15 protein-coding genes are annotated in these 14,127 nt (G+C 67.3%); 9 read left to right on the forward strand and 6 right to left on the reverse strand.

Translation table 11 applies throughout. The features are described 5' to 3' along the window. Positions 1 to 25: 25 nt before the first annotated feature. The 3 genes from BW971_RS10480 to phnF form a co-directional block, all read right to left on the reverse strand. Positions 26 to 1,204: an ROK family transcriptional regulator gene (locus BW971_RS10480; RefSeq protein WP_076479261.1), complete on the reverse strand. Its 1,179-nt coding sequence runs from the start codon at positions 1,202 to 1,204 to the stop codon at positions 26 to 28. Positions 1,205 to 1,334: 130 nt separating this feature from the next. After that, the gene (locus BW971_RS10485; RefSeq protein ID WP_143690299.1) at positions 1,335 to 2,294 is read right to left on the reverse strand and encodes an LppP/LprE family lipoprotein; all 960 of its coding nucleotides are present in this window, start codon (positions 2,292 to 2,294) and stop codon (positions 1,335 to 1,337) included. Between the two features lie 174 nt (positions 2,295 to 2,468). After that, complete coding sequence (gene phnF / locus BW971_RS10490) at positions 2,469 to 3,215, reverse strand: phosphonate metabolism transcriptional regulator PhnF (protein ID WP_076479265.1); 747 nt, start codon at positions 3,213 to 3,215, stop codon at positions 2,469 to 2,471. A gap of 151 nt (positions 3,216 to 3,366) precedes the next feature. Here phnF and phnG point away from each other — a divergent pair, with 151 nt between their 5' ends. Genes phnG through phnN form a run of 9 tightly spaced genes read left to right on the forward strand, consistent with a single transcriptional unit; the run spans position 3,367 to position 10,514 of the window. Next, positions 3,367 to 3,864, forward strand: a complete 498-nt coding sequence (gene phnG / locus BW971_RS10495; RefSeq protein ID WP_076479267.1) for a phosphonate C-P lyase system protein PhnG — start codon at positions 3,367 to 3,369, stop codon at positions 3,862 to 3,864. After that, a complete protein-coding gene (gene phnH / locus BW971_RS10500; RefSeq protein WP_076479269.1) occupies positions 3,861 to 4,487 on the forward strand; it encodes a phosphonate C-P lyase system protein PhnH in 627 nt (208 codons plus the stop codon). The genes phnG and phnH overlap by 4 nt, the downstream gene beginning before the upstream one ends. A gap of 1 nt (position 4,488) precedes the next feature. Continuing rightward, positions 4,489 to 5,601 carry a carbon-phosphorus lyase complex subunit gene (locus tag BW971_RS10505; protein WP_076479271.1) on the forward strand — a complete coding sequence of 371 codons (1,113 nt, stop codon included), beginning with the start codon at positions 4,489 to 4,491 and terminating at the stop codon, positions 5,599 to 5,601. Beyond that, positions 5,598 to 6,479, forward strand: a complete 882-nt coding sequence (locus BW971_RS10510; protein WP_076479273.1) for an alpha-D-ribose 1-methylphosphonate 5-phosphate C-P-lyase PhnJ — start codon at positions 5,598 to 5,600, stop codon at positions 6,477 to 6,479. The genes BW971_RS10505 and BW971_RS10510 overlap by 4 nt, the downstream gene beginning before the upstream one ends. Further along, positions 6,476 to 7,255 carry a phosphonate C-P lyase system protein PhnK gene (gene phnK, locus BW971_RS10515; protein ID WP_076479275.1) on the forward strand — a complete coding sequence of 260 codons (780 nt, stop codon included), beginning with the start codon at positions 6,476 to 6,478 and terminating at the stop codon, positions 7,253 to 7,255. The genes BW971_RS10510 and phnK overlap by 4 nt, the downstream gene beginning before the upstream one ends. A 7-nt stretch (positions 7,256 to 7,262) precedes the next feature. Then, complete coding sequence (gene phnL, locus BW971_RS10520) at positions 7,263 to 7,985, forward strand: phosphonate C-P lyase system protein PhnL (protein WP_076479277.1); 723 nt, start codon at positions 7,263 to 7,265, stop codon at positions 7,983 to 7,985. Continuing rightward, positions 7,982 to 8,755, forward strand: coding sequence for a DUF1045 domain-containing protein (locus BW971_RS10525; protein WP_076479279.1), 774 nt, complete (start codon positions 7,982 to 7,984; stop codon positions 8,753 to 8,755). Before phnL ends, BW971_RS10525 begins: the two co-directional genes overlap by 4 nt. Further along, entirely contained in the window at positions 8,752 to 9,921 is a 1,170-nt protein-coding gene (locus BW971_RS10530; protein WP_076479281.1) for an alpha-D-ribose 1-methylphosphonate 5-triphosphate diphosphatase, read from the forward strand. The genes BW971_RS10525 and BW971_RS10530 overlap by 4 nt, the downstream gene beginning before the upstream one ends. Continuing rightward, a complete protein-coding gene (gene phnN, locus BW971_RS10535; RefSeq protein WP_076479283.1) occupies positions 9,918 to 10,514 on the forward strand; it encodes a phosphonate metabolism protein/1,5-bisphosphokinase (PRPP-forming) PhnN in 597 nt (198 codons plus the stop codon). Before BW971_RS10530 ends, phnN begins: the two co-directional genes overlap by 4 nt. Here the strand turns inward: phnN and BW971_RS10540 are convergent. From BW971_RS10540 to BW971_RS10550, 3 genes are all read right to left on the reverse strand, one after another. After that, positions 10,494 to 12,155 carry a PhnE/PtxC family ABC transporter permease gene (locus tag BW971_RS10540; protein ID WP_234974341.1) on the reverse strand — a complete coding sequence of 554 codons (1,662 nt, stop codon included), beginning with the start codon at positions 12,153 to 12,155 and terminating at the stop codon, positions 10,494 to 10,496. The genes phnN and BW971_RS10540 overlap by 21 nt on opposite strands. 68 nt (positions 12,156 to 12,223) lie before the next feature. Further along, positions 12,224 to 13,099, reverse strand: coding sequence for a phosphonate ABC transporter ATP-binding protein (gene phnC / locus BW971_RS10545; RefSeq protein WP_234974342.1), 876 nt, complete (start codon positions 13,097 to 13,099; stop codon positions 12,224 to 12,226). A 19-nt stretch (positions 13,100 to 13,118) separates the two neighbouring features. After that, complete coding sequence (locus BW971_RS10550) at positions 13,119 to 14,081, reverse strand: phosphate/phosphite/phosphonate ABC transporter substrate-binding protein (protein WP_076479287.1); 963 nt, start codon at positions 14,079 to 14,081, stop codon at positions 13,119 to 13,121. Positions 14,082 to 14,127 lie beyond the last annotated feature (46 nt).

Below are 14,127 nucleotides of genomic sequence, written 5' to 3' on the forward strand. Positions count from 1 at the left end.
ATCAACGACAAGGCGGAAACAACATTCAGGAGTTGAACACTCGGGGAGCTTCCCTCATGGCCATCGCCACGGTGCCCATGAGCTGCGTGCGCGGCCCGAGCCCCGCCGGCCGGATCTGCACCGCCTCACCCGCCGCGGGAACACCGCAGCGCGCGATCACCGCCTGCATCTGAGTCGTCATCTGAGCGGTGGCCTGCGCGAGTTCACCCCCGATGAGGATGAGCTGGGGATTGAGCAGGCTGCACAGGTCGGCGAGGCTGCGTCCCACCTGTTTACCCACATCGGCGAGAACGCGGGCGCAGGCGCGATCACCGTCGTCGGCCAGTCGCACGATCTCGGCGATCGGCAGGTCGTTGCCGACGATCGGGGCCAACAGCGAGGACACCTTACTTGCGGACACGAAAGTCTCGAGGCAACCACGGTTTCCGCAACGGCACACGTCGCCGTACTCGTCGATGGTCATGTGCCCGATCTCGCCCGCGGTACCCGAGACGCCGGAGTACAAGGTGGAGTTGATGATCAGTCCGGCGCCGACGCCATCCGACAGTTTGAGGTAGACGACGTCGGAGTACCCCGCACCGGCTCCCCACCACCACTCGGCCAGCGCCCCGAGATTGGCGTCGTTGTCGACGTGCACTCGCACCGGCAGATCGAGTGTCGAGGACGCCACCTCCTCGGCGTCGAGGCCGACCCAGCCGGGCAGGATGGTCGGTGAGCCCACCTTGCGGGTGGTCCGGTCGATCGGTGCAGGCAACCCCATCGCGGCGGAGATGATCTCCGATCTGTCCACCCCCGCGGCACGCAGCACCTTCTCCGTCAGTCGAGCGGTCTCGGCCATACCGTCGGCGGCCGAGACCTCCGGGTCCAGCGCGACACGTTCCTCGACGAAGAGGTCATGGTCGAGATCGGCCAGCACGACCGCCACATGGCGGTGACCGAGGTCGACACCGAGAACGAAACCCGCCCCCGGCGCCAGCCGGACCGTGCGGCGTCGACCGGCACCGTGCGAGACGACCACGTCGCCGGTGGTCTTCAGCTGCTGAACGATGTTCGACACCGTGGCCGGAGCGAGCCCGGTGCGTCGCGACAGTTGCGCCTGGGTCAGGTCACCGTATTCGCGAAGACCCTCCAACACGCGGCGGCGATTGAGATCGCGGAGTGCTCGGGGTGAACCAGGAGCAGCCTCGCTCTCGATACCGGCCATGGAACCCTCCGTTCGCGGACGACCACCGTGTCGCCCGTCGCGTCGCATCAAGTGTTGTATCGACGGGCCGGTCGAGTGGACGTTTCGCGAGATGTCGATTGATGGTCGACAGGAGCGACCCGACCGACGGTCAGCACTCGAGGCGGTCGGCGGTGCTGTCCGGTACACCCAGCGCGCGGCACCGGAAGCCGGTCCCGCGGGTGACGGCTTGCCACGCTTCACCGCTGTACCGGAACAGCGCCCGCTCCCCCTGATAGGCATCGCTGTCGGCGGTCACCGAGGCGATGGCCCAGTCACCGTCACAGTCGCGCACCCGGAAGGTGAAGGGCGGCGCGATCGCATCACCGAAGTGCGCCTCGTAGACGGCTTGCAGCGTGGCGTTGTCACCGGTGCCGCACGGTGCGGGGTCGGTCACCGTCGTGGTGGTGTCGGCGGGTGTGGTGGGGTCGGTGGTGCCACCAGTGGCCCCACCGCCGCCGAAGACCTCGGCAGGAACGTCGCGGTCGGCGACCACGGTGCCGTTCTTCAGGCTGTAGCGGACCACGACGGGCCCGCCGGTCGGATTGGCGGTGACGTCACCGTTGTCGAGCCACTTGTACTGCACCGCCACGCCGTTGGCGCCGGTGTCGACAACCGAGGTGAACGCGGTGTCGCGGTCGGTGGCGGGGCCCAGGTAGCCGTTGGCGCCGAAGAACAGCACCCGCTGAGGTGAGCTACCGGTTCCACCCGCGAGGTCGGCTACGACCCATGTCAGCTGCGGGCACGACCCGATCCGGCTGTCCAGGGAGTCGCCCGCGACGAATCCGTGGCCCTGGAAGGAGGGAAGTGACGCGAGCGCGTTCTGCACGACCGAGGACTGCGGATCCACACAGCGACCCCCACCCGACGCAGCCGCCGATCCCCCGCTCGATCCCGCGTCGTCGACGGGTTGACCGGTGACGCCGCTTCCCGATCCCGCGCTCCCGGTCGACGTGGTCGCCGGTCGGGTCACCGTGGAGGTGTCGGACGGAGAGGATCCGGTCTGATTCGCGCAACCGGCCATCAACCCGGTCACCAATACGATCCACGCGGCGTGCTTGCTGAATTTCATGGTCATCCATTCGGGTGGTGGCGAGGCGGTGTGCCCAGTCGCGTCACCCATCCCGTCGAGACACCGAACGCCGTCGTTAACCAGAAGCCGTTGCTGTGACCCGACTGTGAGAATGCTGTTATGCAGGCGAACCGTCATCGAGTCCGGTGTCGTCCACCCGGACGACACGAACACTCAACCGAGGGAGGCCGTGTGTTCGACGTCGAGTTCGACCCGTGCGGCGGCGAAACGAGTCACGTTGTACAGCAGCGGACTCCCAGAGGGCAGCGTGTTCAGCGCCCGGACCACGAGCACGATCGAACCGGTCGGCAGGTCGAGATCCCGCGCCTCCGCGGCGGTGGCCGCTCGGCCGGCGACGGTGGTGGAGGTCCGTACGTAGTCGTCGATCCCGATGGCTCGCAACGCGGCGGTGATCGACCCCTCGGGACCGAAGTGGTCGACCAGGCGCGGTACCCGTTCGGCATCGAACCAGGCGGTCGCACGCGCGAGCGGCAGTCCGTCGACGCGACGCACGTAATCGAGTCGGAGCGCCGGACGGTCGCCGAGGCGTAACCGGTCGACCACCTCGGCGGGCGGTGCGGACTCCTGCGCCGATTCGAGGAGGTGACCCGACGCCGAGCCCCCTCGCGGCCCCAGACTCTCGGTGAACCGTGTCCGGACACCGATCCGGTGGACCAGCACGGTGTGTTCGGCGACGAAGGTGCCGCTGCCGCGGCGTGGCACCACCAGTTCGTCTGCGGCCAGCGCGGCCACCGCGTGTCGGACGGTGTGGCGGTGGACATCGAACCGCTCCGCCAGCGCGGCCTCCGACGGCAGCTTCGAGCCGGCCGGAATCGATCCGCCGACGATCTCACCACGCAACTCGTCGGCGATGAGGCGCCAGGCCGAATGCCCGCTCGGCGACCTGTTCTGGTTGCCCATGACGCAGAACCCTACCGGGGGTGAACGTCTCTCCGGCCGCGTCACATCGTTCACCTGGTGTCGAACTGTTGGTCACGGATTGGTCCTCGTGGGGGATGGGCAACTCTGCTAGCGTCGAGTTGTCTAAATAACTGTACAACTTCTGGAGGACATGGTGACCGCCTCGACGCCCACCGATCCCGTGGTCCCACCCGACGTCGCGGCGCGGCAACAGTGGATGCGCACCCTCGCGGAGGCAGGATCCGCCGAACTGATCGGTGCCTGGGAGCGATGGGAACCCAAACCCGAGGTGCGTCACATCCGTGGACCCGAAGCCGGTCTGGTCATGGTCCGCGGCCGGGCAGATGCCGGTGGGGTGCGTTTCAACCTCGGTGAGGCCACGGTCACCCGGGCCACGGTCCGGCTGCACGGGGCACCGGTCGGATCCGACGTGATCGGCAGCTCCTACGTCCTCGGAACCGATCTCGACCACGCTGAGCTCGCGGCGATCTTCGACGGGATGCTCGCCGACCCCGTTGTGCGTGAACGAGTTCTCGACGAGGTGGTGACGCCGCTGGAGCGTCGACAGCGGCAGCACGACGAGAGCAGACAAGCGGAGGCCCGCAGCACTCTCGTCGACTTCTTCACCGTCGCCAGGGAGCACGAATGATCACCCGCGGTGGTGCCGACGCACACACGGCGCCCGGTTTCGCCGATCCCACCCGGGACGCTCAGCAGGTGTTCCGGGCGGTGCTCGACGCGATGGCCCATCCCGCGCGCCCGTATCCGGTATCAGCACACACCCTTGCCCCGGAACCGTTGGGGGACACGATGGGTGCAGTCGCCCTGACCCTGCTCGACGAGGAGACCCGGGTGTGGTTGGGCGGCCCGCTGGCCGGCGAACCCGCGGTCGCGGCCTGGTTGGCTTTCCACACGGGCGCGCGCCGACGCGATGATCCGGACGAGGGGGCGTTCGTCCTGACCACCCCCGCCGGGATCCCCGACCTCGATGCGCTCGCACAGGGAACCGAGGAGGCCCCGCACACATCGGCCACGGTCGTGCTCGATGTGCGCGGGTGCACGGGCGCGGTGCGTCTCCGAGCGACCGGACCCGGCATCGACGGCGCCGTCGAGATGGACGCCCCCTGGGCCGATGACACCTTGGTCGGCCGGTGGCGGGCGAACACCCACCTGTTCCCCCGCGGGGTCGACATCGTGGTGGTCGACGACGGCGGTGTGCTCGGGCTACCGCGCACCACCACGCTGACCGCCATCGACGCCGAGGGGTACTGACATGTACGTCGCCGTGAAAGGCGGGGAGAGGGCGATCGCCAACGCCCACGCGCTGCTCGCCAAGCAGGGACGGGGAGACACCGATGCGGCCGCCATCACCGCGGATCAGGTGTTCGGCCAGATGGGTGTGCTGGTGTCGCGGGTGATGACCGAAGGTTCCCTCTACGACCCGGTGCTCGCCGCGCGAGCGCTACTACAGGCGCAGGGTGACGTCCTCGAGGCGGTGACACTGATGCGGTCCTACCGCACGACGCTGCCGCGCTTCGGATACACCGAACCGGTCGACACCGCGGATCTGCCGCCGCAGCGCCGGATCTCGGCCACGTTCAAGGACCTGCCGGGTGGACAGCAGCTCGGGGCCACCTTCGACTACACCCACCGGTTGTTCTTCGACGCCGGCACCGACGGCCCCGATCCGCGCACGGCGTCGTCCGACGAATCGACCGCCATGCCCCGGGTCGCGGACCTGCTCGGTGCCTCCGCGTTGATCGAGCCGGATGCCCGACCCGGGCAGGACGCCGCCGAACCCGGAGACCTCACCCGTGAACCGGCGGAGTTCCCGATGGACCGCGCGCAGCGGTTGCAGGCTCTCGCCCGGGGTGACGAGGGATTCCTGCTCGGACTGGCGTATTCGAGCCAGCGAGGCTTCGGGTCCACCCACCCCTTCGCGGGTGAGATCCGGGTGGGTGAGGTGGAGGTGGAGCTCGACGCACCCGAACTCGGATTCACCGTACCGCTGGGCCGGATCGAGGTCACCGAGTGCCAGATGGTGAACCAGTTCACCGGGAGCTCCACCGCCCCGGCGCAGTTCACCCGCGGATACGGTCTGGCTTTCGGGCGTAGCGAACGCAAGGCGATGTCGATGTCGGTGGTGGACCGCGCGCTGCGATCCGCGGAGTTCGACGAAAGGGTCGTGTCCCCGGTACAGGACGAGGAATTCGTCGTCGGTCACAGCGACAACGTGCAGGCGACAGGGTTCATCGAACATCTCAAACTGCCGCACTATGTGGACTTCCAGGCCGAGCTGGTGTTGGTTCGGCGGCTCAACCGTGAATTCGCCGAACGGCGGCAAGCGGTGGATCGTGACGACCCCGATGGGGAGGTTCCGGCGTGAGTGTGAACGGGATCGAGTACAACATCGGGTACCTCGATGAGCAGACGAAGCGGATGATCCGCCGGGCGCTTCTCAAAGCCGTTGCCATTCCTGGCTTTCAGGTGCCGTTCGCGAGTCGTGAGGTGCCCATGCCGCGCGGTTGGGGTACCGGCGGGGTGCAGGTGACGGCGGCGATCATCGGTGAGTCCGATGTCCTCAAGGTCATCGATCAGGGTGCCGACGACACCACCAACGCCGTCTCGATCCGGTCGTTCTTCGCGTCGGTGGCCCATGCGGAGACCACCACCCGGACCGATGCGGCCACCATCATCCAGACGCGTCACCGCATCCCGGAGACCCCACTGTCCGACGGACAGACCATCGTCTACCAGGTGCCGTTGCCGGAGCCACTGGTCTCGCTCGAGCCACGGTCCACCGAGACCCGACGTCTGCATGCACTCGAGGAGTACGGCCTGATGTACGTCAAGCTCTACGAGGACATCGCCCGGTTCGGCCACATCGCCAAGACCTACGATTATCCGGTCATGGTCGGCGGGCGCTATCTCATGGCACCGTCACCGATCCCCAGCTTCGACAATCCGAAGATGCACATGAGCCCGGCGCTGCAGTTGTTCGGCGCCGGCCGCGAGAAGCGCATATACGCGGTGCCACCGTTCACCAGCGTGGAGAGCCTGGGATTCGAGGACTTCCCCTTCGAGCCGCAGTATTTTGACGAGCCCTGCTCGATCTGCGGATCCACGGGCAGTTATCTCGACGAGATCGTCACCGACGATGCGGGCTGCACCGTGTTCATCTGCTCTGACACCGATCACTGCGACCGTGCGGTCAGCGCGCAGGGCACAGCCCGATCCGACGAACCCGAGGAGGGTGCCCGGTGAACCACGTCGAACCGTTGCTCAGGGTCCGCGACGCCGGACATCGCTACGGTGACCGTTTCGGTTGTCGCGGTGTTGATTTCGATCTGTGGCCGGGTGAGGTGATCGCCGTGGTCGGGGAGTCCGGATCCGGGAAGTCGACTCTGCTGGGGACACTCGCGCAGCGGTTGGACCTGTCCGAGGGTTCCATCCGATACGGCAGGACCGACGGTGAGTCGGTCGACCTCGGACACCTCGGAGAGAGCGCGGTCCGGCGTCTGTGGCGCAGCGAGTGGGGTTTCGTGCACCAGGACCCGGCCGACGGGCTGCGGATGCATGTCAGCGCCGGTGGGAACGTCGGCGAGCCGCTGATGGCCGACGGATGGCGTCACTACGGACGCATACGGGAGGTCGCGGCGCACTGGTTGCAGCGCGTCGAGATCCCGGTCGACCGTATCGACGATCATCCGACGACGTTCTCCGGCGGTATGCGGCAACGGTTGCAGATCGCACGTAACCTGGTGATCTCGCCGCGCCTGGTGTTCATGGACGAGCCGACGAGCGGTCTCGACGTGTCGGTACAGGCCAGGTTGCTCGATCTGATCCGCGGGCTGGTCTCGGAATTCGGTTTGTCGGTGGTGATCGTCACCCATGACCTGGCGGTCGCCCGGTTGATCTCGCACCGGACCCTCGTGATGAAGGACGGCAGGGTCATCGAATCCGGTCTCACGGATCGTGTGCTGGACGACCCGCATGCCGCGTACACCCAGTTGCTCGTCTCCTCGATCTTGCAAGGATGAACCGCCGATGACCGTTCCCACCTCCCCCGTGCTGAGCGTCTCGGGGGTCGACAAGTCGTTCACCATGCATCTGCAAGGGGGTCAACGACTCACCGTGCTGCGGGACCTGGCGCTGGCTGTGGCGCCCGGTGAATGCGTGGTGCTCGCAGGCGCATCCGGAGTGGGCAAGAGCACGATCCTCAAACTGGTCTACGGCAACTATGCCGCCGACCGCGGACGGATCGTGGTGCGGATGGCCGGCACCGACGTCGACCTGGTCGACGCGGACCCGCGCGTGGTGTTGGCCGCTCGCCGCGACGTGATGGGGTACGTCAGCCAGTTCCTGCGCTGTGTCCCACGCGTGCCGACCATCGACGTGGTGGCCGAGCCGCTGATCGTGCGGGGGGTGAAGGCAGAGGAGGCAACACAGCGCGCGGCGGACATGCTCACCCGGCTGTCCATCCCGTCCCGACTGTGGTCGCTGCCACCGGCGACCTTCTCGGGCGGTGAGCAACAGCGGGTCAACATCGCCCGAGGCTTCCTCCCGGAGTTGCCCCTGTTGCTTCTCGACGAGCCGACGGCGTCGCTCGATGCCCGCAACCGGGAAGCGGTGGCCGAGTTGATCGCCGAGAAGCGCGCCAAACGGGTGGGCATGCTGGGCATCTTCCACGACGCGGACATCCGCGATGCCGTGGCCGACCGTCTGGTCGACGTGGAAGCCTTCGCGCCGCAGCCGGGGGTCGCGGCATGACCGGTCGCGTCGCGATCTACGCGGCACCGGGGGTGCGTGACGGCGACCCCGACGCGACGCGACTACGGGCACGGGCCGAATCGTGGCTGGGACGATCGGTGGACGGGGGCAGCCCGGATCCCGTATTGCCATCGGGATGGACCCGTGGCGACGTCGACGAGATCACCGTGGATGCCCGTAGATACGGATTCCACGGCACACTGAAGCCCCCCTTCCGCCCGGCCGCGGGCACGACGCTCGCCGAACTCGAGCGGGAGATCGAGCGGTTCGCGGCGGGGAGGGATGCGGTGACCGTCCCCGAGCTCACCTGCATCCGTCTCGGACGCTTCTTCGCTCTGGTGCCCGGCGCGGACGCCCCGGACCTGCATCGATTGGCCGATGAGGTGGTGACCCGATTCGACCGATTCCGGTCACCCGCCACCGACACCGAGATCGCCCGACGCCGACCCGACACCCTCTCGCCGCGGCAGCGCGAGCTGCTGGCGACCTGGGGCTACCCGTACGTGTTGGACGAGTTCCGTTTCCACCTGACGCTGACCGATCGCATCCCACCCGAGCGGCAGCGCGCGGTGGGCGAGACCCTCGAGGGGTGGTTCGCCGACTCGATCGGACGAACCATTCCCGTCGACGCGCTGGCCTTGTTCACCGAGGCAGCACCGGGGGCGCCGTTCCGCCTGCACTCCGTGCACCCGCTGCGACCCGCCAACCACCGTGCCGCAGGCACCGAAGACGACCGTGCCGCAGGCACCGACACCGAAGGAATCCGATGAGTTCCGAGACCGTGCTCACCCATGCCCGGATCGTCACCGACGACGAGGTCGTCACGGGCTCGATCCTGATCCGTGACGGACGCATCGCCGACATCAGCAACAATCAGCTCGCATGGGGTGAGGACGTCGGCGGGGATCTGTTACTACCCGGCCTGGTCGAATTGCACACCGACCACCTGGAATCCCACGCACGCCCACGCCCCGGGACCAACTGGGATCCGGTGCCCGCCGTGCTCTCCCACGACGTGCAGCTCGTCGGCTCCGGGGTGACCAGTGTGTTCGACGCCATCCGGATAGGGGTACTCGAAGGGCGCGACGACGCCACCGCGCAGGCCCGCTCACTGGCCGACGCCATCGAACACGTCTGCGCGCACGGCATCGCCCGCGCCGACCATTTCGTCCACCTGCGCTGTGAGGTGGCCGCACCCGGGACCGTCGCCGAATTCGAGGCTTTCGATGACGTCAGGTCGGTGCGGCTGGCGTCGTTGATGGACCACACCCCGGGACAACGGCAGTATGCCGACGTCGAAGCCTTCCGTCGATACATGGTGGGTAAGGGCCGGGTCACCAACGACGAGTTCGAGCCGCTGATCATCACCCTCAAAGAGGTCGCCGCCCAGTACTCCGTGCCGAACAGCAAGGCCATCGCCGCGCTCGCCGCCGATCGGGGCATCACGCTGGCCGCACACGACGACGCCACCGACGAGCACGTCGCCGAATCCGTGGCGCTGGGTGTACGCATCTCGGAGTTCCCCACCACCGTGGTGGCGGCCCGTGCGGCCAGGGCGGCCGACCAGCTCATCGTGATGGGTGCGCCGAACATCGTACGCGGCGGGAGTCAGTCGGGGAACGTCGCCGCGACCGAACTCCTCTCGTCGGACCTTCTGGACATCCTCTCGTCGGACTACGTGCCCGCGAGCCCGCTGCAGGCGATCGTGCAACTCCACGCCGACGGGATCCTCTCCCTGATCGACGGTGTGAAGCTCGTCAGTGGCAACCCGGCCCGCGCGGTCGGGCTGGACGATCGCGGATCGATTACCCGCGGCAAGCGCGCGGATCTGGTTCGGGTGCAGGTCCATTCGCTGTCCGCGAACGAGCGTCATCCGCAGGGTCGGGCGGTCCCGGTGGTGCGCGCCGTGTACCGCGAGGGTGCCCGCGTCTCATGACAGACCGCATCGGCCCGGGGTACTTCGTCGCGGTGACCGGGGCGAGCGGGGTCGGTAAGGACGCTCTGCTGGACGCGGCGCGGTGGCGGTGTCCCTCCGCCGTGGTGTTCCCACAGCGGACGATCACCCGGCCGACGGGTCCCGGCGAGGATTACCGATCGGTTGATGAGGCCGAGTTCGTCACCGCTCGTGCGCGGGGCGAATTCGCCGTCAGCTGGCAAGCACACGGACTGCACTACGGCATACCTGCGTCCATCGACCAACCGGTTCGCGCCGGAGGTGTGGTGGTGGCCAACGTGTCCCGCGGTGCCATCGATGATCTGCGGGACCGGTACGAGAACGTCGTCGAGGTGCGGATCACCGTCTCGGAGGAGACCCGGGAACGTCGGCTGCGGGAACGACGGAGGGAATCCGCCGACGACGTGGCCGGTCGCCTGGCGCGCACCGATCCCGGCCTGGGTCGACAGGTGGATCATCAGATTCACAACGACGGAGTCGTCGAGGCGGGAGCGGCACAACTGGTGGACATCGTCACCCGTCGCGTCAGAGCAGCGGAGGTCGGCTCCCCGCGGTCAGCGGAAGACGTGACGTAACCAGGTGGCGACACCCTCGAGGACCAGCACGGTGGCGATCACCATGAACACCAGCGTGGTCACCTGACCGTGCAGCGTCAACACGGTGGACGCGTTGGTCAGGTAGTACCCGATGCCGCTACCACCGACGATGCCCAGCAGGGTGGCCGCGCGGATGTTGGTGTCGACGAGGTACAGCGTGTTGCTGATGACCGGCGGGAGACCGCGCGGCCAGGTGGCGGCCAGATAGCGTTGTGAGCGCGTGGCGCCGACGGCGGTGAGTGCCCGCTCCGGGCCGTGGGGGAGCTCCTCCAGCGAATCGGCGATCAGCTTGCCCAACAGGCCGATTCCGCCGAACGCCAACGCCACTACCCCGGCTTGGTTACCCAACCCGGTCACCATGATCAGGAAGATGGCCAACACCAGTTCCGGCACGCCACGGAAGACCACGAGAAGCACCCGCAAAGCGTTGCGGACCTTGCCGTTGGGGGCGACGTTGCGTGCCGCGAGCGATCCGCAGACGAGCGCGAGCACAAGAGAGATGAGTGCGGCCGCGAAGGCGACTTTGACGGTCACCAACAGCGCCGTGCCGAATTCACCGGCGGTGTGGCTCCCGAAGTTCGGCGGCCAGAAGCTCTGCAGGGTGGGGATGACGTATTTCCAGCTGATCTGCGAGAAGTCGACGTCGGCCATCCAATAACTGGCGATGAGGATCACCACCGCGATGATCACCCAACCCAGGTTGCCTACCCGGTCCCGGGTCCAGGGGCGGGTGAGCATCGAGTCCGGTGAGACCGCCGGGACGTCACCGCGGTCGCGTTGCGGTACCGGTCGATTGCGGGTCGCCGCGCGCACCACTCGGTCGCCGATTCCCTTACCGGTCGGGGTGACGCCGAGGAGGTTGCGACGGATGGTCGACGACACGACCTCCAACACGACGCAGAGGACGAAGATCACACCGGCGATCCCGAGTCCGCGACCGTAACCGGTGGGGAAGTCGGCGAAGGCGTTGCGCATCGCGTATCCGAGGCCGCCGACCCCCGCGTACCCCAGGATGGCGGAGCCGCGCAGGTTGATGTCGAAGCGGTGGAGCATCGTCGCGATCCACGAGGGCAGCACCTGTGGGAAGACCGCGGACCAGAACTCCTGCGCCTTGCCCGCACCCGTCGCGCGCACCGCGAGTTGCGGACCGTGGTCGATCTGTTCGATGGCGTCGGCGAACAGTTTCGAGATCATCCCGATCGAGTGGATGCCGATGGCGAACACGCCCGGCAGCGGACTGCCCAGGGCGAAAGTGAGGGAGAACGCCAGCGCGAGTACGACGTCCGGCACCGCACGGGTGACCACGGCGATGGTCCGACCGACAACCTGTAACCAGCGGGCCGGACTGGTGTTGGCCGCGGTGACGTAGGCGACCGGCACCGAGATGATCGTGGCGAGAGCGGTGCCCAGTACGACTATGCCCAGGGTGAGTCCGATCAGGTATGCGAGGTCGGCGGGACCCGGCACACTGATGGGGTCCATGAGGCGGAAGACCTTGGTCGCGTTCTCCACCGACGACAGCAGGTTGTCAACCGTGAACCCCAGGGTGGCGATCGAGTACGCACCGAAAGCGATCATGGCCGCGATGACGACCGTCCCGCAGATTCTGGCGATGTCCACCGGACGGTGTGGAATCGGACCCCGGGGACCGTCGACCGCTGTCGATCGAGTGTCGACGTCGGTGGCGGTCACGAGTGTGGTGATCCGCGAAGGATGTCGACGACGGCCGAGTCGGTGACGTCGATCGACCCGAGTTCGGTCTCTATCGCGGTGAGTTCGGCGGTGGAGGATGCGACCCGTCCGTAGATCTCCATCACCTGGGACTTGTCGAGATCGACCGTCGAGGTGTTGAGGACCACCTCACCGTGACGGAGTCCGATCACCCGGTCCGACCACGTCAACGCGAGGTCGACCTGATGCAGACTGCAGATGACGGTGAGGCCCTCGTCGGCGGCGATCTCCCGGATCAAGCGCATCACCTGGTCACTGGAATCCGGGTCCAGGCTGGCAACGGGCTCGTCGGCGAGCAGGATCTCCGGGTTCTGCATCAACGCCCGGGCGATCGCGACCCGCTGCTGCTGGCCGCCGGACAACTGGTCGGCACGGTTGTACGCCTTCTCCAACAGGCCGACGCGTTCGAGATGGCCGAGCGCGGTCAGCCGCGACGACCGTGGATATGACCACAGGCCCAGACGCGGACCGCGCAGGGTCGACAGGGTTCCCGTCAGGACATTCTCCAGCACGGTGAGCGACCCGACGAGTTCGAACTGTTGGAAGATGATGCCGACTCGACGGCGCAGCGCACGTAAAGCTTTGGGGCGCAGCGTGGTGACGTTCTCGCCCAGCACGGTGATCGCACCGGAGGTGGGTCTCTCCAGGCCGTTGAGGTGGCGTAGCAGGGTGGACTTCCCGGATCCGGACCGGCCGAGCAACGCGACGACCTCCCCCGGTTGCACGGTGACGCTCACCTCGCGCAACGCGCGCATACGGCCGAAGTCCTTGGTGACGTCCGTGGTGGAGATGACGGGTGTGGAGGTGTTCGGGGTGGTCGTCGCGCTGGTCACGGGTGAGCCCTTCGGTGGTCTACTTGGCGCACTTGGCGGCGGCGATGGTCGAGCAGAGGTCGTTGATGCCCTGGTAGTACGACTCGTCCTCCTTCTGCACCCCGAAGTAGTTCTCCGTGAAGCCGTCGCTGATCGGTACACCGGAGCCCTTGATGGCATCGAGCGTGGCACCCTGCAGCGCGGTGGAGAGTTTCTGTTGCACGGCGTCGGCCAGGTTTGCCGAGATGGTCAGCGGTGACCCCGGTACGTACTCCTTGCCGATCGCGGTGAGCTCGCCCTTCGCGACGGCGGGGGTGACCACGGTGTCCTCGGCGAAGCCGACGTCGCACTGCTTGCTGGCGACGGACTGTGCCGACTTGTCGTGGGCGCCTGCGAAGTACGGCGTGAAGTCGCTGAACTGCGGGTCACCGTTGGCGTCGGTGCCGGTGCTGTCGACGTTGAGTCCGGCCTTCTTCAACTGGTAGAGCCCGTACAGGAAACCGGATGTCGAACTGGGGTCGACGAAGCAGACTTTCTTGCCCTTGGCGCCGGACAGGGACGTGATGGTCGATCCCTTCGGCACGATGGCCTCCGAGTAGTAGCCAGGGTCCTTGACCTCCGGCGACGTCAACGTGGCGGCGACCGGTGTGAGCTCGGCCCCCTTGTTCTTTGCCTTCACGTACTGCAGCGCACCGGAACTCATCAGGTCGACCTTGCCGGCGACCGCTGCCGCGATGAGGGCGGTGTAATCGGCTGTGGGGTAGTACTCCACCTTGTATCCGGTGGTCTTGGCGATGTAGTCCTCGAGCGGTTTGATGTTCGAATCGGATCCGGCCTTGTCGGGGACGGCGCCGAAGACCAGGGTCCCCTCAGCCTTTGCCCACTTTCCCTGTGACGGTGACCCGGACGCGGAGGAATCGCTGGAACACCCCGTCACGGTCATGGCCGCCGCCAGGGCGGCAGCGGCGAGCACTCCGGGAACGGTCTTTCGTAGCGAGAGCATGGTGGGGCCTTCCGGGCAGCGGTGTGTGCGGCGGGCGCGCCATCTC

Source organism: Williamsia sterculiae, assembly GCF_900156495.1.
GTDB lineage: Bacteria > Actinomycetota > Actinomycetes > Mycobacteriales > Mycobacteriaceae > Williamsia_B > Williamsia_B sterculiae.

What these genes read in the sequence shown, in the direction of transcription:
- BW971_RS10485 (WP_143690299.1), bottom strand. Translation starts at nt 2,294, where the DNA reads ATGAAATTCAGCAAGCACGCCGCGTGGATCGTATTGGTGACCGGGTTG.
- phnH (WP_076479269.1), top strand. Translation starts at nt 3,861, where the DNA reads ATGATCACCCGCGGTGGTGCCGACGCACACACGGCGCCCGGTTTCGCC.
- BW971_RS10480 (WP_076479261.1), bottom strand. Translation starts at nt 1,204, where the DNA reads ATGGCCGGTATCGAGAGCGAGGCTGCTCCTGGTTCACCCCGAGCACTC.
- phnN (WP_076479283.1), top strand. Translation starts at nt 9,918, where the DNA reads ATGACAGACCGCATCGGCCCGGGGTACTTCGTCGCGGTGACCGGGGCG.
- BW971_RS10530 (WP_076479281.1), top strand. Translation starts at nt 8,752, where the DNA reads ATGAGTTCCGAGACCGTGCTCACCCATGCCCGGATCGTCACCGACGAC.
- BW971_RS10525 (WP_076479279.1), top strand. Translation starts at nt 7,982, where the DNA reads ATGACCGGTCGCGTCGCGATCTACGCGGCACCGGGGGTGCGTGACGGC.
- phnF (WP_076479265.1), bottom strand. Translation starts at nt 3,215, where the DNA reads ATGGGCAACCAGAACAGGTCGCCGAGCGGGCATTCGGCCTGGCGCCTC.
- BW971_RS10505 (WP_076479271.1), top strand. Translation starts at nt 4,489, where the DNA reads ATGTACGTCGCCGTGAAAGGCGGGGAGAGGGCGATCGCCAACGCCCAC.
- BW971_RS10550 (WP_076479287.1), bottom strand. Translation starts at nt 14,081, where the DNA reads ATGCTCTCGCTACGAAAGACCGTTCCCGGAGTGCTCGCCGCTGCCGCC.
- phnL (WP_076479277.1), top strand. Translation starts at nt 7,263, where the DNA reads ATGACCGTTCCCACCTCCCCCGTGCTGAGCGTCTCGGGGGTCGACAAG.
- phnG (WP_076479267.1), top strand. Translation starts at nt 3,367, where the DNA reads ATGGTGACCGCCTCGACGCCCACCGATCCCGTGGTCCCACCCGACGTC.